This is a genomic window from Streptomyces sp. NPDC002144 (genome assembly GCF_053593695.1).
In genome coordinates this window covers 17,988-35,471 of the sequence record NZ_JBSFDB010000058.1, presented here as the reverse complement: position 1 = coordinate 35,471, position 17,484 = coordinate 17,988, and the positions used below count along the sequence as shown (strand labels likewise).

The window sequence follows — 17,484 nt, the reverse complement described above, 5'->3', positions numbered from 1 at the left end:
GGCGAGGGGCGTACGTGTCGCGAGTGGCCGGAGGGAAGAAGCGGAAGCTCTGCTTCCGAGTCGTCCGTCGGCGTAGCGTCGGCTGCGCGTTCCCCCCTCACCCCCCGATCACCGCCCTGCACGCACGGTGGTCCGACAACCAGCACACCCACCAGGACCGGCGAACCACGTGAGCTCCTCTTCCTCCACCAGGCGCCTGTCGCACCCCCCGGTGCGACAGGGGAACCGTGGCGCTTACCGACTGGTGCGTACCCCGCCCGCCCGACCGGTCCCCCCTCGTCTGGACGCCGCACAGCGCTCCGTGGTTGACCACACCGCCGGTCCGCTGCTCGTGCTGGCAGGGCCGGGCACCGGAAAGACCACCACGCTGGTCGAGTCGGTGGCGGCGCGAATCGCCCGTGGCGGTGACCCCGAGCGCATCCTGGTGCTGACGTTCAGCCGCAAGGCGGCCGTCGAACTGCGCGACCGCATGGCCCTGCGCGTGGGGGCCGCCCGCGCGCCCCGGGCGACCACCTTCCATTCGTTCTGCTACGCCCTGGTCCGCGCCCACCAGGACACCGACCTCTTCGTGGAGCCGCTGCGGCTGCTGTCCGGTCCCGAGCAGGACGTCGCCGTCCGTGAACTGCTCGCCGGTCAGCCAGACCTGCAGCGGCTCGGTCTCACGCACGTGCGCTGGCCCGACGAACTGCGCGCCTGTCTGACCACCAGGGGCTTCGCCGACGAGGTCCGGGCCGTCCTCGCCCGCAGCCGTGAACTGGGGCTCGGCCCCGGTGCCCTGGACGCCTTCGCCCGACGCATCGGGCGCCCCGACTGGCGTGCCGCGGCCGCCTTCCTCGCCGAGTACCTGGACGTGCTCGACATGCAGGGCGTGCTCGACTACGCGGAACTGGTCCATCGCGCGGTCCTCCTCGCCCGCCGCCCCGAGGTCGCCGAACGGCTGGCGGCGCAGTACGACGCCGTACTGGTGGACGAGTACCAGGACACCGACGCGGCCCAGGTACGGCTGCTGCACGCCCTCGCGGGCGGCGGCCGCACCCTGGTCGCCTTCGGCGACCCCGACCAGTCGATCTACGCGTTCCGTGGCGCCGACGTCAACGGCATCCTGGAGTTCCCGGAGACCTTCCCGCGCGCGGACGGCCGTCCGGCGCCCGTGGAGGTCCTGCGCACCTCCCGTCGCTCCGGCGCCGCCCTGCTCGCCGCGACCCGACTGCTCACCCAGCGCATGCCCCTGACCCGCCTTCCGGCGGAGAAGGTACGCGCGCACCGCGAGCTCGCCCCGGTACGGGACGGCGGCCGCGTCGAGGTCTTCACGTATCCGACGCCCGGTACGGAACTCGACAACATCGCCGACATCCTCCGCCGGGCCCACCTGGAGGACGGCGTCCCCTGGGGCGAGATGGCCGTCCTGGTCCGCGCCGGCTCCCGCACCATCCCGACGGTTCGCCGAGCCCTCACCGCGGCCGGCGTGCCCCTGGACATCGACGGCGACGACCTCCCCCTGCGCCACGAACCGGCGGTGGCCCCCCTGCTGACGGCCCTACGGGCGGTGGCGAGGGCGGAGACGGCCTCAGCAGTGGCCGACGGGGGCGTACGGGGTGACGACGAGGACGGGAACGGGCCCTGCTGGCTCGACACCGAAACCGCCCTCAGCCTCCTCGCCTCACCCCTCGCCGGGATGGACGCCGCCGACCTGCGCCGTCTCGGCCGTGCTCTGCGCGACGAGGAGCGGGCCGGGGGCAACCCCCTGCCGCCGCCGTCCGACGAACTGCTCACGAGGGCGCTCGCCGAGCCGGAGCGCCTGGCGGTGCACGACCCCGCGTACGCGCGTGGCGCCCAGCGGCTCGGCGCGCTGCTGCGCAAGGCCCGGGAGCGCCTCGCGGGCGGCGGTACGGCCGAAGAGGCGCTGTGGGACCTGTGGGAGGGCACACCCTGGCCCGCGCGTCTGGAGCGGTCCGCCCGGCGCGGCGGCGCGGCCGGACGCAACGCCGACCGTGATCTGGACGCCGTCTGCGCGCTGTTCGCGACCGCCGCGCGCGCGGAGGAGCGCACCGGCGGCCGGGGCGCCTTCAACTTCCTGGAGGAGATCGACGCCGAGGACATCGCCGCCGACACCCTCACACGACGTGCCGTGCGCCCGGACGCCGTGCGCCTGATGACCGCGCACCGCTCCAAGGGGCTGGAGTGGCGTCTGGTCGTCGTCGCCGGCGTGCAGGAGGGCCTGTGGCCCGACCTGCGCCGCCGCGGCTCGCTGCTGGAGGCCGACCGCATCGGGCGCGACGGACTCGCCGAACCACTCACCCCGGGCGCGCTGCTCGCGGAGGAGCGCCGCCTGTTCTACGTCGCCGCCACACGCGCGCGTGAACGGCTCGTCGTCACCGCCGTGAAGGCGGCCGCCGACGACGGCGACCAGCCCTCCCGCTTCCTCACCGAACTCGGCGTCGACCCCAGGGACGTCACCGGCCGCCCCCGCCGCCCGCTCTCCGTCGCCGCGCTCGTCGCCGAACTGCGCGCCACGACGGTCGACCCGCGTGTCTCGGACACCCTCAGGGAGGCCGCCGCGCACCGGCTGGCCCGTCTCGCCGCGCTCGCCGACGAGGACGGCCGCCCGCTCGTCCCCTCGGCCCATCCCTACCGCTGGTGGGGCATGTACGAGCCGACCGAGAGCAAGGTGCCCCTGCGCAACCGCGACCAGCCCGTCGTGCTCTCCGGCAGCGCCCTCGACCAGCTCGCCAACACCTGCGCCCTGCAGTGGTTCCTGGGCCGCGAGGTGAAGGCCGACGCACCGGCGACGGCCGCTCAGGGCTTCGGCAACGTCGTGCACGTCCTCGCCGACGAGGTCGCCTCCGGGCACACCCCCGCCGATCTCGCCGTCCTCATGGAGCGCCTCGACTCCGTGTGGAACGCGCTCGCCTTCGACGCGCCGTGGAAGTCGGCGCAGGAGAAGGAGAACGCGCGCGTGGCGCTCGAACGCTTCCTGAAGTGGCACGTCATGGACCGCACCGGCCGCACCCCCGTGGCCAGCGAGCACGACTTCGACGTCACCCTCGAAGCGGGCGACTACGAGGTCCGTATCCGCGGCCAGATGGACCGCGTGGAGACGGACGGCGAAGGGCGGGCCTACGTCGTCGACTTCAAGACCGGCAAACAGCCCCTCAGCAAGGCCGAGGTGGCCCGCCACCCCCAGCTCGCCGTCTACCAGCTCGCCCTCCGTGAGGGCGCCGTGGACGAGGCGTTCGACGGAGCCCGCCCCGAGCCCGGCGGCGCCGAACTGGTCCAGCTGCGCCAGGGCGCCGCCCAGCGCGACGGCGGCGAGACCCTGCCCAGGGTGCAGGCTCAGGAACCGCTGGAAGGGGAGTGGGTCGGCGAGTTGCTGGCCACGGCCGCCGGGAAGGTGCTCGACGAACGGTTCACGCCGGCCACCGGGCAACACTGTGCCCACTGCGCTTTCCAGGCGTCCTGCAGTGCCCGGCCGGAGGGACGGCACGTCGTCGAGTGACCCGGGTGATCGACGACACCCCGCGCGCCGACCTGCGTTTTTCCCCGGCTCCGGGGGTGATCCGGTCTTCGCTGTCAGTGGCCGCCGCTAGCCTCTCTGACGTGCCGCCCCGTATCACCGATCCCGATCAGCTCAAGGAACTCCTCGGGATCCCGTTCACCCCGGAGCAGACGGACTGCATCATCGCGCCGCCCGCCCCGCAGGTGATCGTGGCCGGAGCCGGCTCGGGCAAGACGACGGTGATGGCGGCCCGCGTGGTCTGGCTGGTCGGCACCGGCCAGGTCGCCCCCGAGCAGGTGCTCGGCCTCACCTTCACCAACAAGGCGGCCGGCGAGCTCGCCGAACGCGTGCGCAAGGCGCTGATCAAGGCCGGCGTCACCGACCCGGACGTCATCGACCCCGACAACCCGCCGGGCGAGCCGGTGATCTCCACCTACCACGCCTTCGCGGGCCGCCTGTTGACCGACCACGGCCTGCGCATCGGCCTGGAGCCGGCCTCCCGGCTGCTCGCCGACGCCACCCGTTTCCAGCTCGCCGCGCGTGTGCTGAGGGAGGCCCCCGGCCCCTACCCCGCGCTCACCCGCTCCTTCGCCGACCTCGTCAGCGACCTGCTCGCCCTGGACTCCGAACTCGCCGAGCACCTCGTACGGCCCGAGGACGTGCGGACGTACGACGCCGGACTGCTCGCCACCCTGGAGGGTGTCCGGCTCAGCAACGACGCCCTGCGGCAGGTCCCCAAGGCCGCCGCCGCCCGCCGGGAACTCGCCGACCTGGTGGTCCGCTACCGCGCCGCCAAACGCGAACGCGACCTGCTCGACTTCGGCGACCAGATCGCCCTGTCCGCGCGGCTCGCGCGGATCCCCGAGGTGGGCCGGATCCTGCGCGACGAGTTCCGGGTGGTCCTCCTCGACGAGTACCAGGACACCTCGGTGGCCCAACGCGTCCTCCTGGCGGGCCTGTTCGGTGACGGCACCGGCCACCCGGTGACCGCCGTCGGCGACCCCTGCCAGGCGATCTACGGCTGGCGCGGCGCCTCCGTCGCCAACCTGGACGACTTCCCGGAGCACTTCGCGCACCCCGACGGGCGCCCCGCGACCCGTCAGGCGCTCAGCGAGAACCGGCGCAGCGGCGGCCGCCTCCTCGACCTCGCCAACGGCCTCGCCGAGCCCCTGCGGGCCATGCACGCGGGCGTGGAGGCCCTGCGGCCGGCCCCGGGCGCCGAGCGCGACGGCATGGTCCGCTGCGCGCTGCTGGCCACCCACGCCGAGGAGATCGAGTGGGTCGCCGACTCCATCGCCCACCTGGTGCGCACCGGCAAGGCGCCCGGCGAGATCGCCGTCCTGTGCCGTACGGCGACCGACTTCGCCGAGATCCAGGGCGCCCTGGTCGCCCGGGACGTCCCCGTCGAGGTCGTCGGCCTGTCCGGGCTGCTGCACCTGCCCGAGATCGCCGACCTGGTCGCCGTCTGCGAGGTCCTCCAGGACCCCGGAGCCAACGCCTCCCTGGTACGCCTGCTGACCGGCCCGCGCTGGCGCATCGGCCCGCGCGACCTCGCCCTCCTCGGGCGCCGCGCCCGCCTTCTCGTCGCCCACGCGCGCGTGGACACCGGCGACGACCGGGACCGCAGGCTCGCCGAGGCCGTGGAGGGGGTCGACCCGTCCGAGGTGATATCGCTCGCGGACGCCCTGGAGACCTTCCTGGAGCTGCCGCTGGACGCCGAGCAGGAGGACGACGGGCTGCCGTTCTCGCCGGACGCGCGCGTGCGCTTCGCCCGCCTCGCCGCCGAACTGCGCGATCTGCGCAGGTCGTTGGCGGACCCGCTGATGGACGTGCTGCACCGGGTCCTCGCCGTCACCGGCCTGGAGGTCGAGTTGTCGGCGTCCCCGCACGCCCTGGCCGCCCGGCGCCGCGAGACCCTGTCGAACTTCCTGGACATCGCCGCCTCCTTCGCGGCCGGCGACGGCGAGGCGACCCTGCTCGCCTTCCTGGGCTTCCTGCGGACGGCGGCCCAGTACGAGAAGGGCCTGGACAACGCCCTCCCGGGCGGCGAGAACACCGTGAAGGTGCTCACCGCCCACAAGTCCAAGGGCCTGGAGTGGGACGTCGTCGCCGTCCCCGGCCTGGTCAAGGACACCTTCCCCAGCACCAAGGGCCGGGAGAAGTGGACCGCGCAGGGCAAGGTGCTGCCGCACGAACTGCGGGGCGACGCCGACACCCTGCCCGACGTCACGTCGTGGGACGCGCGCGGCCTGAAGGCCTTCCAGGAGGCCATGAAGGACCACCAGCACACCGAGGAACTCCGCCTGGGCTACGTCACCTTCACCCGCCCCCGCACCCTCCTGCTCGGCTCCGGCCACTGGTGGGGCCCCACCCAGAAGAAACCGCGCGGCCCCTCCGACTTCCTGCGGGCCCTCCACGACCACTGCGAGGCCGGGTACGGCGAGATCGAGGCATGGGCCGACGAGCCGGCCGAGGACGCGGAGAACCCCGCCCTGCACGCCGCGGACGCCGACCAGGTCTGGCCCCTGCCCCTCGACGAGGCGTCCCTCACCCGTCGACGGGCCGCGGCCGAGACCGTCCTGGCCCACCTGGAGGACCTCGCCTCCCACGAGGACGGCCACCCCGCGGCCGTGCACGACCCCGACGACCACCAGGACCCGGACTGGCCGCCGCCCCCGGACGAGGACGAGCCGTACACGGAGGACGACTTCCCGGACGAGGAGCCCGCCGACTGGGACTCCTTGTCCACGGACCGCCCGACCGTCCCGCACCAGGCCGGAGCCCCGGAGCGCGGCATCGACGAGAGCGCACGCGCGCGTCGGACGGCGCCCGTGACGGCCCCCACCCGGCTCACCCCGGAGGAAGCCCGCGCCATCGCCTCCTGGGACCGCGACCTCGACGCCCTCACCGGTGAACTCCTGCGCGCGCGGGAGGCCGTCACCGACGTCCCCCTGCCCGCCTCGCTCACCGCCTCCCAGGTGCTGCGGCTGGCCGCCGACCCGGACGGTTTCGCACAGGAACTCGCCCGCCCCATACCACGCCCCCCGCAACCCGCCGCGCGCCGGGGCACCCGCTTCCACGCCTGGGTCGAGGCCCGCTTCGAGGAACTGACCCTGCCCGTGCTGGAGCCGGAGGAACTGCCCGGCAGCGAGGCAGAGATCGCCGACGAACGCGACCTGGAAGCCCTCAAGGACGCCTTCGAGCGCACCGAGTACGCCCACCGCACTCCCCACCGCGTCGAGGCACCCTTCCAGCTCGTCATCGCCGGCCGGGTGGTCCGGGGCCGGATCGACGCCGTCTACAAGGAGGGCGACGGCGAGGGGACGACGTACGAGATCGTCGACTGGAAGACCAGCCGCACCCGCACCGCCGACCCCCTCCAGCTCGCCCTGTACCGGCTCGCCTGGGCCGAGCAGCAGGGCGTTCCGCTGGAGTCCGTCAACGCGGCGTTCCTGTACGTCCGAACCGGTGAGGTAGTACGACCACAGGGTCTGCAGGACCGGGCCGCGCTGGAGCGGCTGCTGCTGGAGGGGCCGGCCGCGCAAGCAAACTGTGAGGAACCGCCCAACCAGGATGTCGGTGCGGGCCGATAGGCTCGTGACCATGAGCCAGTCCGTTGACAGTGCCGTCAGCGCCGTCCGCGCGTACATCGAGCAGCACCGTGCCGCCTTCCTCGAGGACCTCGCGGAATGGCTGCGCATTCCGTCCGTGTCGGCCCAGCCCGACCACGCGCCCGATGTACGCCGCAGCGCCGACTGGCTCGCCGCCAGGCTCCGGGAGACCGGCTTCCCGACCACGGAGGTCTGGGAGACCCCGGGTGCCCCCGCCGTCTTCGCCGAGTGGCCCGCCGCCGATCCGGGCGCACCGACGATCCTGGTGTACGGCCATCACGACGTCCAGCCCGCCGCCCTTGAAGACGGCTGGGACAGCGAGCCCTTCGAACCCGTCGTCCGCGACAACCGCCTCCACGCGCGCGGGGCGGCCGACGACAAGGGTCAGGTGTTCTTCCACACGCTCGGCGTCCGTGCCCACCTCGCCGCCACCGGCCGCACCGCCCCCGCGGTCACCCTGAAGCTCCTGGTCGAGGGGGAGGAGGAGTCCGGGTCGCCGCACTTCCGCGCCCTCGTCGAGCAGCACGCCGGCCGGCTGGCCGCCGACGCGGTGATCGTCTCCGACACCGGCATGTGGTCCGCGGACACCCCCACGGTGTGCACCGGCATGCGCGGCCTCGCCGAGTGCGAGATCCACTTCTTCGGCCCCGACCAGGACATCCACTCCGGCTCCTTCGGCGGTGCCGTGCCCAACCCGGCCACCGCGGCCGCCCGCCTGGTCGCCGCCCTGCACGACGAGCACGGGCGCGTGGCCGTCCCCGGCTTCTACGACGGCGTCGTCGAGCTCACCGACCGCGAATGCGAACTCTTCGCCGAGCTGCCCTTCGACGAGCAGGAGTGGCTGCGCACCGCCAGGTCCCACGCCACCCACGGCGAGGCCGGACACACCACCCTGGAGCGCATCTGGGCCCGCCCCACCGCCGAGGTCAACGGCATCGGCGGCGGCTACCAGGGCCCCGGCAGCAAGACGATCATCCCCTCCTCGGCCATGGTGAAGCTGTCCTTCCGGATGGTCGCGGGACAGGACCCCGGGCACATCGAGAAGGCCGTCCGCGCGTGGGCGGCCGAGCAGGTGCCCGCCGGGATCCGCCACGAGATCACCTTCGGCGCGGCCACGCGCCCGTGTCTGACACCGCTGGACCACCCGGCCCTGCAGTCCGTGGCGCGCGCCATGGGCCGCGCCTTCGGTCGGCCGATCCGCTTCACGCGCGAGGGCGGCTCGGGGCCGGCCGCCGACCTCCAGGAGGTCCTTGGGACGCCGGTGCTCTTCCTCGGCATCTCCGTCCCCTCCGACGGCTGGCACGCGCCGAACGAGAAGGTCGAGATCGACCTGCTCCTCAAGGGCGTCGAGACCACCGCGTACCTGTGGGGCGACCTCGCGGACACCTGGCGTCATGCGCCCTGAGCCGCCCGCGCCGTCCGGGACGACACCGCGCGCGGGGCACACTGGGGGCGACGCCCCGCACCGCCCGGTCCCGGTCGCCGCCCACCGTACGCCCCGCCGAACCGCCCGCCGAAACAATCCGTTGCACTGGGGGAGTTGGAAGCACCCGTGACCACCTGGACCGACCACACCGCCGACCGCCCCATCTCGCTCACCGCCCCGAGCGGTATCGACCGCGCCGCCCACCACCGGCTCGACGAGGCCTGGCTCGCGGCGGCCTGGAGCCACCCCACGACCCGCTGCTTCGTGGTCTCCGGCGGCCAGGTCCTCATCGACGAGACGCCCGACGGCCGTACCGAACTCGTCATGACCCCCTCCTTCGAAGCCCCCCTGACCGAGGCGCACCGCTACTTCCTCGGCACCGACGCGGACGGCGTCAGCTACTTCGCCCTGCAGAAGGACGCGTTGCCCGGACGCATCGACCAGTCCGCGCGGCCCGCGGGCCTGCGCGAGGCCGGTCTGCTGCTGTCCCCGCGTGACGTGGGTCTCATGGTGCACGCGGTCGGCCTGGAGAACTGGCAGCGCACCCACCGGTTCTGCTCCCGCTGTGGCGAGCGGACCGTGATCGCCGCCGCCGGTCACATCCGCCGCTGCCCGGCCTGCGGTGCCGAGCACTACCCGCGCACCGACCCGGCAGTGATCATGGCCGTCACCGATGCCGACGACCGCATCCTGCTCGGCCGGCAGGTCCACTGGCCCGAGGGCCGCTTCTCGACGCTCGCCGGCTTCGTCGAACCCGGTGAGTCCATCGAGCAGGCCGTACGGCGCGAGGTCTTCGAGGAGGCCGGCATCGACGTCGGCCAGGTCGAGTACGTCGCCAGCCAGCCCTGGCCCTTCCCGTCCAGCCTGATGCTCGGCTTCATGGCCCATGCCACCTCGACCGAGATCGAGGTCGACGGCGACGAGATCCACGAGGCCCGCTGGTTCTCCCGGGACGAACTGGGCGCCGCCTTCGACTCCGGCGAGGTCCTCCCGCCGTACGGCATCTCGATCGCGGCCCGCCTGATCGAACTCTGGTACGGCAAGCCCCTGCCCACGAGGAGCGTGTGACAAGGCTGGAAGCACAAAAGGCGGTTCCCGAGTCACCTCAGGAACCGCCTTTCCGGCGAACCGGGGAGCGCTTACGCGCCGATCTTCTGCTTCACCTGCGCCAGCGAGGGGTTCGTCAGCGTCGAACCGTCGGGGAACAGCACGGTCGGCACGGTCTGGTTGCCGCCGTTCGCCTTCTCGACGAACGCCGCCGACTCCGGGTCCTGCTCGATGTTGATCTCGTCGTACGTGATGCCCTCGCGGTCCAGCTGGCTCTTCAGCCGACGGCAGTAGCCGCACCACGTGGTGCTGTACATCGTCACAGTGCCCGGCATGTCTCTCGCGCTCCTCAACTGCTTGGGGGATCGGTGCTCGCAGTCGGGGAACGTACGTGAAACAGCAAGCATTCCCGCACCCGGGGCCCCGCCCGACGTGACGCCTGCCGCATTAGTACGACTGCGAGCCCCTGCCTGTGGACAACCGCCGCACCCGTCTCCGCCGACCTGGCAGCATGGCGGTGTGACAGCAGCAACGCACTCCACGCTCTTCCCGCGGGTCCCCGACTCGGCCGACGCGGTGCTCGAAGGGCTCGACCCCGAGCAGCGCGAAGTGGCCACCGCCCTGCGCGGCCCGGTGTGCGTGCTCGCGGGCGCCGGCACGGGCAAGACCCGGGCGATCACGCACCGGATCGCCTACGGGGTGCGCGCCGGGATCCTCCAGCCGTCCAGCGTGCTGGCCGTCACGTTCACCAACCGAGCCGCGGGCGAGATGCGCGGCCGGCTCCGTCAGCTCGGCGCAGCCGGCGTCCAGGCCCGCACCTTCCACTCCGCCGCCCTCCGCCAGCTGCAGTACTTCTGGCCGAAAGCGGTCGGCGGGTCCATGCCCCGGCTCGTCGACCGCAAGATCCAGCTCGTCGCCGACGCGGCCGCCGCCTGCCGCATCCGCCTCGACCGCGGCGAACTGCGCGACGTCACCGCCGAGATCGAGTGGTCCAAGGTCACCCAGACCGTCCCCGCCGACTACGCGGCGGCCGCCGCCAAGGCAGGCCGGGAGGCACCACGCGACCCGGCCGAGATCGCCCAGCTCTACTCCGTCTACGAGGACCTCAAGCGGGACCGCTCGGTCATCGACTTCGAGGACGTCCTGCTGCTGACCGTCGCCGTCCTCCAGGACCGCCACGACATCGCCGAGCAGGTCCGGGCCCAGTACCAGCACTTCGTGGTCGACGAGTACCAGGACGTCAGCCCCCTCCAGCAGCGCCTGCTGGAGCTGTGGCTCGGCGAGCGGGACAGCCTCTGCGTGGTCGGTGACGCCAGCCAGACGATCTACTCGTTCACCGGAGCAACTCCCGACCACCTCCTCGACTTCCGCATCCGCCACCCCGGAGCCACCGTCGTCAAGCTGGTCCGCGACTACCGCTCCACCCCCCAGGTCGTCCACCTCGCCAACGGCCTGCTCGCCCAGGCCCGCGGCCGCGCCGCCGACCACCGCCTGGAGCTGGTCTCCCAGCGCTCCGCGGGCCCCGAGCCCGTCTTCACCGAGTACGCCGACGAGCCCGCCGAGGCCGAGGGCGCCGCCCGCCGTATCGGCGAACTCATCGCGGCGGGCGTCCCGGCGAGCGAGATCGCCGTCCTGTTCCGCACCAACGCCCAGTCCGAGACCTACGAACAGGCCCTCGCCGACGCCGGAGTCCCCTACCAGCTGCGCGGCGCCGAGCGGTTCTTCGACCGGCCGGAGGTGCGCAGAGCCATCGTCAACCTGCGGGGAGCGGCCCGCTTCGGCGGCAACGACTCCCTCCTCGACGACGCCGTCGACCTGCCCTCCCAGGTGCGGGCGGTGCTGTCGGGCGAGGGCTGGACACCCCAGCCGCCCGCCGGTTCCGGTGCCGTCAGAGAGCGCTGGGAGTCACTGGCCGCCCTGGTCAACCTCGCCCAGGACTTCACCGCCGCCCAGCCCGGCGCCACCCTCGGCCACCTCGTGGCCGAACTGGACGAGCGGGCGGGCGCCCAGCACGCCCCGACCGTGCAGGGCGTCACCCTGGCCTCCCTGCACTCCGCGAAGGGCCTCGAGTGGGACGTCGTCTTCCTCGTCGGCATCGCCGAGGGCATGGTCCCGATCACCTATGCGAAGACCGACGAGCAGATCGAGGAGGAACGACGTCTCCTCTATGTCGGGGTCACCCGCGCCCGTGAGCGCCTGCACGTCTCCTGGGCCCTGTCCCGGTCACCCGGCGGTCGCCCGAGCCGTCGCCCGAGCCGCTTCCTGGACGGCCTGCGCCCCGGCTCCGCCTCATCGGCCGCACGGACGGCGGCGGGTGGCCCCGGCGGCGTCGAGCGCGGACGCATCCGAGGACCGGAGGCCGTCCCGCGGCGCGCCCAGCGCACCCCGGCCCGCTGCCGTGTGTGCGGGCGCACGCTCACCGACGCGGGCGAGATGAAGCTGATGCGCTGTGAGGAGTGCCCCTCCGACATGGACGAGGGCCTGTACGAGCGGTTGCGCGCATGGCGTGCGCAGCAGGCGCGGCGCAGCGGGCAGCCCGCCTTCTGCGTCTTCACCGACAAGACGCTGATGGCGATCGCCGAGGCAGTCCCCGACGACGCGGGCGAACTGGCCCGCATCCCCGGGGTCGGAGTACGCAAGTTCAACCGCTACGGCGCCGATGTCCTGGCCATCTGCGCAGGCCAGGACCTCGCGGAGGGCGACGACGAGGACTGACGGAAACTCGTCGGAAAAATAGTTTGCGCATGCCCCAGCAATCCCCATAGGTTCTTAGCCACGGGGACGGAGGCCTTCTCGGAGGCCCCGATTCCGTGTTCTACTTGCATATCCGTCGGACTGGTTCACCCCAGTCCCCCGAGACGCCGAGAGGAGGCGAGTCCAGTGATCAGCATCAAGAAGAGCTCCACCACCACCGTCAAAATGACCGATCGCTCGGTCGTCGCCTCCCTGTGCATGCTCGACGCCTCGACCCGGGGCACCGGTCTGTCCGGCATCCGTGCCGTCCGTCCGGCGTCCTCGGTGTCTCTCGCGGGTCTTCCCATCCGTGAGCGCAATGAGCGACCGACGAAGGCACTGGAAGCAGTAGTGGCACAGGCGCAGGCCTATGCCTTTACGGCGGCCGGTGCCGGTAGCCGGAAGCAGCCGAAGCAGCACCACCTGATGTGGGCCTTCCGTGGGCCAGAACCCTGGAGTGATCCAGCCTGATCGGCGATCAGGCAGGCGCCTTCAGGGCCGCGGAACCCCATCCGGGATCCGCGGCCCTTCTGTTTGTCCCCGACCGGGGACGACGGAGCGAAGGGGCCTCGGAACAAGAAAAGAACCGGGTACCAACACCGCCTCCCGGTCCAACAGGACCGGAACGAACAGACGAGGAAGACGAATCGTGCAACTCGAAGCGCACGCCCCGTCCGTACCGCCTTCCGAAACGATCCCCCCGCCCGGCCCCACGGAGGACTCCGCCTTGATCCCGCTCACCGCGCTCACCGCGCTCGACGACGCCATCGAGAACCTCGGCGTACCCGTCCCCTGCCGTTCCTACGACCCGGAGGTCTTCTTCGCCGAGTCGCCGGCCGACGTCGAGTACGCCAAGTCCCTCTGCCGCACCTGCCCGCTGATCGAGGCCTGCCTCGCCGGCGCCAAGGAGCGGCGTGAGCCCTGGGGCGTCTGGGGTGGCGAGCTGTTCGTCCAGGGTGTTGTCGTCGCCCGGAAGCGGCCGCGTGGCCGCCCGCGCAAGAACCCGGTCACGGCATGAACATCACCGGAACGATCGACCGCCCCCTCACGCACGACCCCAAGAAGCAGGCCCCGATGAAGCCGTCCACCAACGAGCCCGCCCGCTCCGCGATCGAAGACACCACGATGACCGGCGCGACCGGTTCGCGTCAGAACAGGACCCGAGAGATGCAACTCATCCCAGAAGCCCTGGCACGTGCGCATATGCACGAGCGCCTGCGTGAGGCCGAGCGGGAACGCCCGGCCGCGCGCCTGGTGGCCGCCCGCCGTATGCAGCGCCGGGCCGAGCGCGCCTCACGGCGCGCCCGCCGCGCGCTCGCCATGGCGGTCATGCAGTAGCCGACCACATCTGAAGCGATGGCCTCCCGACCCGGGAGGCGGTGGCTCCCCGCGGGGGCCGGTCCGAACGGACCGGCCCCCGCGGTGCGTTGTGCCCGGCGTTCCCGCGGTGGCGGCGTTATCGTCACCGAATGACGAGTCCTCCCGCGGACAGCGACGACTCGGGCGCCCCCGCGGAGCCCCAGCCCCTGGTGTGCGCCCGCTGCGGCCGCCGGGCCGAAGGCCCGCAGCCCACCTGGACGTTCTCCGTGGAGAACGGCAAACGCCAGTACTTCTGCGACGCCTGTTCCCGGGAGAACCTCAGGGCGATCGAGGGACGGCTGGACTCGGACTGGTGGTGATCAGGCCTCCACGACCGACTCCTCCTCGTCGCCCTCCTCCACGACGAAGCCCGGCAGCCACTCCTCGAGTTCCTCACGCAGCCGGACCGTCGCCCCGAGTTGGCACAGCACCCCGATCGTGCTCAGCGTCACCCGGTGTATCAGCAGGTACGCCGGAGGCAGATTGAGCTGCTTGCCCAGTTGGTAGGCGGGGGAGCGGGGATCGGCGATACGGGCCGCCTGACTGCGCATCCAGCCCCGGGTGAAGGTGAACGCCTCGACCCGGGCCGGTTCGATGATCGGCAGGAGGTAGTCGAGGACGGCGGCCGGGTCCAGCTCTATGGACTCCTTGACGAAGCCCTCCTCGCGGAGGAGTTCGTAGACGGCCTCCGCGTCGCCGTCGAGGGTCATGCGCAGCGAATCACCGATGGGCGTGGGCAGACCGCCCGGGAGCCGGTCGACCGTGCCGAAGTCCAGGACACCCAGGCGCCAGTCGTCCTCGCCGGCCGGACCGCCGGGCAGCAGACGGAAGTTTCCGGGGTGGGGGTCGGCGTGCAGCAGGCCGGTGCGGGCCGGGCCGGAGAAGAGGAAGCGGGCCAGGAGCTGTCCGGCGCGGTCGCGCTGCTCCGGGGTGCCGTCCGCGATGATCTCCGACAGCGGGACGCCGTCCATCCACTCGGTGATCAGCACCTGGTCGCACTGGTGGACCACCCGGGGCACCACCACGTCCGGGTCGTCCGTGAACTCCTCGGCGTGCGCCGCCTGGGCCTGGGCCTCCAGCCCGTAGTCGAGTTCCTCGGAGACACGGTCCCTGAGCTCCGCGATCAGGGGTTTGACGTCCATGCCGGGGATGAGCGGGCCCAGCAGGCGGGCGAAACGGCTCAGTTGGTTCAGATCGGACAGCAGGGCCTCGCCGGCTCCCGGGTACTGCACCTTGACCGCCACCTCGCGGCCGTCGTGCCAGATTCCCCGGTGCACCTGGCCGATCGAGGCCGCGGCGGCCGGCTTGTCCTCGAACTCCAGGAACAGCTCCTGCCAGTTCTCGCCCAGCCGCTCGCCGAGCACGGTGTGCACCGTGCGCGTCGGCATCGGGGGCGCCGCCTCCTGCAGCTTCGTCAGGGCGGCGCGGTAGGGGCCGGCGACCTCCTCGGGCAGCGCCGACTCGAAGACGGACAGGGCCTGGCCGAACTTCATCGCGCCGCCCTTGAGCTCGCCGAGCACCTTGAACAGCTGCTCCGCCGTGCGCTGCTGCAACTCGCGGCCGACGATCTCCGCCGACTCGCCGACGATCCGCTTGCCCAGTCCCCAGGTCGCCCGCCCGGCGAAGCCGAGCGGGAGCGCGGCGAGCTTGGCGGTCCGGGTGACCGCCTTGCGGGGAAGATCAGACATGCGCCCTCCAAGTCCCTGCCGGCCGCGCCGCGTCTGCCCTACGGCCCAACTCATTCGGCGTCTGCTCGTCCATTGTCTCGTGCCGGTTCCCGTGCTCGGTGGCCTGTTCCCCCTTCTTACCTTTCTCCGCCGCGCCGCAGGGGCATGCGGGGTGCGCCCAGACCGGTCGTGCATGCCAGGTCAGACCGGGCAGGGACACCTCCCAGCGGGCACCGGCGCTGGTCGGCACCATGCCGTCCAGAAACGCGAGCGCGTGCGCGGCCGCCAGTCCGGCGACCGTCGTCGCCAGCGTCAGATCGCATGCGCGCACCTGCCGCGACCTGCCCGAACCCGAGCGCCACTGGGCGACCAGACGGGGCCACGCCGGGTCCCGGTCGGTGCGCCCCTCGTGCAGACAGCCCGCGCAGCCCGTCTCGCCCGGCAGGACGAGGGGGCCGACGACACCGGTGGCCTCCACGACGCCGACGTACAGATGAGGCGTACCCGAAGTGATGAGGGGTTCGGCGGCGGAGGGTGCGGGCGCGTGCACGGCGACATCGTCCCGTGGGGCGAGGATCACCAGCGAGAACCCGGGGTCGCCGGCCGGCACGGGTGCCGCGGGACCGCGGCGGGGCGGGCGGCCGGGGGCGGAGCGGCGTACCGCCTGCCGGGCGGCCTCGTCCCTGCGGGCGCCGACGGACTCGGCGGGCAGTCCGCCCGGCGCCACGTCCCACGGCTCCACCGGGCCGATGTCGCGCACGTCGACCCCGCCGACGCCGGCGCCCGCGAGCAGCGAGGCCAGCGTCGCACCCACCCGGCCGGCGCCCACCACCTGCACGCGCAGTGAGCGCCGGGCGGCGAGACGGTCGATGGCGTCGCCGGGTTCGCCGGTGAGCAGGGACAGGGAGGCGAGGTCCGGGCGCAGTCTCTCGAGGGTGTCCTTGCTGCGGCGCAGGGCGTCGGCGGCCGGTCCGCCGCCCTTCGCGTCGTCCAGCAGCCCCGCCCGGGACAGTCTGCCGACCAGCGTGTCCACATGCCCCTCGGGCAGGCCCATGCGGCGGGCCTCCTCGCGCAGCAGCGGCAGTCCGCGGGTGCCGTTGAGCAGGTCGAGGAAACCGGCCGTCGCCGGGTCCATCGGGCCCAGCGTCAGCGCGTGCGCCGGTGCCATCCCGAACTGCACGGTGTTGAGATCAAGCCAGCCGCGCCTGAGCGCGGGTTTCATCATCGGAACGGCCGGAACCGTCACGTCCACAGCATCCATGTCAGGCCCCCGTAGCCCTTGTGGAGCACGCCCCTCGTGGGACATGCCCGTCGTAGAACATCCCCGTACGCCGGGCGAGGTCGGTCGTGGAGCGGTCGACGGTCGGTCGATCGCGGATCACCCGGCGAGGACCAGCATGCCCGGCCGTCACGGAGGGCACCGAAAGTTGTCCACAGGCGGTGGGTATTCGTCGTACAAATCAAACGCTCGGTGGGGGATCGGCACGGAACCGTCCCGGAGGCGGGACTTCCCCCGTGTGCAGCGGGTAACGTCGGGGCGTGTCCGCCGACCCACTGCACCGCGCCGGAGCACCACAGCGCAGCACGACGAGCCAGCCGCCGAGCGGCTCGGGGGCGAGCGCGATCGAGGTCCGCAGAAGCACCCGGCGCCGCCGGACGGTCTCCGCGTACCGCGAGGGCGATCGCACCGTCGTGCTCATCCCCGCACGGATGTCCGAGGCGGAGGAGAAGCGCTGGGTCACCGTCATGCTCGACAAGCTGGCCGCCCAGGAGAGCAAACGGGTCCTCGGCGACGACGAGCTGACCGAGCGGGCCACGCGGCTGTCCGCGCAGTACTTCGACGGCAGGGCCCGGCCCACCTCGGTGCGCTGGGTCACCAACCAGAACACCCGCTGGGGATCGTGCACCCCCGCCGAGGGCAGCATCCGTCTCTCCCACCGGCTGCAGGGCATGCCCGAGTACGTCATCGACTACGTCCTGCTGCATGAGCTGGCGCATCTGCTCGTGCCCGGACACGGCCCCCGGTTCTGGCGGCTCCTGGACGCCTATCCGCGCACCGAGAGGGCCCGGGGCTACCTCGAAGGGGTGGTCGCCGCCGACCGGTTGCCGCATTCTCCGCCCACCCGCGGCGAGTGAGCGCCCTGC

13 protein-coding genes are annotated in these 17,484 nt (G+C 72.7%); 10 read left to right on the top strand and 3 right to left on the bottom strand.

The annotated features are described in order from the left end of the window. Nucleotides 1-169: 169 nt before the first annotated feature. From ACWCQ1_RS44560 to nudC, 4 genes are all read left to right on the top strand, one after another. Nucleotides 170-3,496 carry an ATP-dependent helicase gene (locus tag ACWCQ1_RS44560; RefSeq protein WP_451029166.1) on the top strand — a complete coding sequence of 1,109 codons (3,327 nt, stop codon included), beginning with the start codon at nucleotides 170-172 and terminating at the stop codon, nucleotides 3,494-3,496. 101 nt (nucleotides 3,497-3,597) lie between these two features. After that, entirely contained in the window at nucleotides 3,598-7,089 is a 3,492-nt protein-coding gene (locus ACWCQ1_RS44555) for a UvrD-helicase domain-containing protein (RefSeq protein WP_451029165.1), read from the top strand. A 10-nt stretch (nucleotides 7,090-7,099) separates the two neighbouring features. Then, a complete protein-coding gene (locus tag ACWCQ1_RS44550) occupies nucleotides 7,100-8,512 on the top strand; it encodes a dipeptidase (RefSeq protein WP_451029164.1) in 1,413 nt (470 codons plus the stop codon). Between the two features lie 147 nt (nucleotides 8,513-8,659). Beyond that, nucleotides 8,660-9,601, top strand: coding sequence for an NAD(+) diphosphatase (nudC, locus tag ACWCQ1_RS44545; RefSeq protein ID WP_165954870.1), 942 nt, complete (start codon nucleotides 8,660-8,662; stop codon nucleotides 9,599-9,601). A 71-nt stretch (nucleotides 9,602-9,672) separates the two neighbouring features. Here nudC and ACWCQ1_RS44540 read toward each other — a convergent pair whose 3' ends face one another. After that, the gene (locus ACWCQ1_RS44540) at nucleotides 9,673-9,915 is read right to left on the bottom strand and encodes a mycoredoxin (RefSeq protein ID WP_133044516.1); all 243 of its coding nucleotides are present in this window, start codon (nucleotides 9,913-9,915) and stop codon (nucleotides 9,673-9,675) included. Between the two features lie 184 nt (nucleotides 9,916-10,099). Between ACWCQ1_RS44540 and ACWCQ1_RS44535 the strand changes: the two genes are divergently transcribed. From ACWCQ1_RS44535 to ACWCQ1_RS44515, 5 genes are all read left to right on the top strand, one after another. Beyond that, nucleotides 10,100-12,295, top strand: coding sequence for an ATP-dependent DNA helicase UvrD2 (locus tag ACWCQ1_RS44535; RefSeq protein ID WP_207929809.1), 2,196 nt, complete (start codon nucleotides 10,100-10,102; stop codon nucleotides 12,293-12,295). A 165-nt stretch (nucleotides 12,296-12,460) separates the two neighbouring features. Beyond that, on the top strand, nucleotides 12,461-12,784 hold the full coding sequence (locus ACWCQ1_RS44530) for a hypothetical protein (RefSeq protein WP_165954871.1): 324 nt from the start codon (nucleotides 12,461-12,463) through the stop codon (nucleotides 12,782-12,784). A gap of 178 nt (nucleotides 12,785-12,962) precedes the next feature. Further along, nucleotides 12,963-13,331, top strand: coding sequence for a WhiB family transcriptional regulator (locus ACWCQ1_RS44525; RefSeq protein ID WP_133044518.1), 369 nt, complete (start codon nucleotides 12,963-12,965; stop codon nucleotides 13,329-13,331). Further along, the gene (locus tag ACWCQ1_RS44520) at nucleotides 13,328-13,651 is read left to right on the top strand and encodes a hypothetical protein (protein WP_133044519.1); all 324 of its coding nucleotides are present in this window, start codon (nucleotides 13,328-13,330) and stop codon (nucleotides 13,649-13,651) included. The genes ACWCQ1_RS44525 and ACWCQ1_RS44520 overlap by 4 nt, the downstream gene beginning before the upstream one ends. A 131-nt stretch (nucleotides 13,652-13,782) precedes the next feature. Next, nucleotides 13,783-13,992, top strand: a complete 210-nt coding sequence (locus tag ACWCQ1_RS44515; protein WP_133044520.1) for a hypothetical protein — start codon at nucleotides 13,783-13,785, stop codon at nucleotides 13,990-13,992. Here ACWCQ1_RS44515 and ACWCQ1_RS44510 read toward each other — a convergent pair whose 3' ends face one another. Both ACWCQ1_RS44510 and ACWCQ1_RS44505 read right to left on the bottom strand, forming a co-directional pair. Further along, entirely contained in the window at nucleotides 13,993-15,360 is a 1,368-nt protein-coding gene (locus ACWCQ1_RS44510) for an ABC1 kinase family protein (protein WP_358594115.1), read from the bottom strand. It abuts the gene before it with no gap. After that, on the bottom strand, nucleotides 15,353-16,600 hold the full coding sequence (locus tag ACWCQ1_RS44505; protein WP_451029163.1) for a TOMM precursor leader peptide-binding protein: 1,248 nt from the start codon (nucleotides 16,598-16,600) through the stop codon (nucleotides 15,353-15,355). Before ACWCQ1_RS44505 ends, ACWCQ1_RS44510 begins: the two co-directional genes overlap by 8 nt. A 278-nt stretch (nucleotides 16,601-16,878) precedes the next feature. On the opposite strand from ACWCQ1_RS44505, the gene ACWCQ1_RS44500 reads away from it, so the two are divergent. Then, nucleotides 16,879-17,475: a M48 metallopeptidase family protein gene (locus ACWCQ1_RS44500; protein ID WP_133044523.1), complete on the top strand. Its 597-nt coding sequence runs from the start codon at nucleotides 16,879-16,881 to the stop codon at nucleotides 17,473-17,475. The last annotated feature ends 9 nt before the right edge of the window (nucleotides 17,476-17,484 follow it).

Bases quoted from the DNA above. Each gene is read 5' to 3' on its own strand.
- ACWCQ1_RS44550 (WP_451029164.1), top strand. From the start codon at position 7,100: ATGAGCCAGTCCGTTGACAGTGCCGTCAGCGCCGTCCGCGCGTACATC.
- ACWCQ1_RS44540 (WP_133044516.1), bottom strand. From the start codon at position 9,915: ATGCCGGGCACTGTGACGATGTACAGCACCACGTGGTGCGGCTACTGC.
- ACWCQ1_RS44520 (WP_133044519.1), top strand. From the start codon at position 13,328: ATGAACATCACCGGAACGATCGACCGCCCCCTCACGCACGACCCCAAG.
- ACWCQ1_RS44515 (WP_133044520.1), top strand. From the start codon at position 13,783: ATGACGAGTCCTCCCGCGGACAGCGACGACTCGGGCGCCCCCGCGGAG.
- ACWCQ1_RS44510 (WP_358594115.1), bottom strand. From the start codon at position 15,360: ATGTCTGATCTTCCCCGCAAGGCGGTCACCCGGACCGCCAAGCTCGCC.
- ACWCQ1_RS44505 (WP_451029163.1), bottom strand. From the start codon at position 16,600: ATGGATGCTGTGGACGTGACGGTTCCGGCCGTTCCGATGATGAAACCC.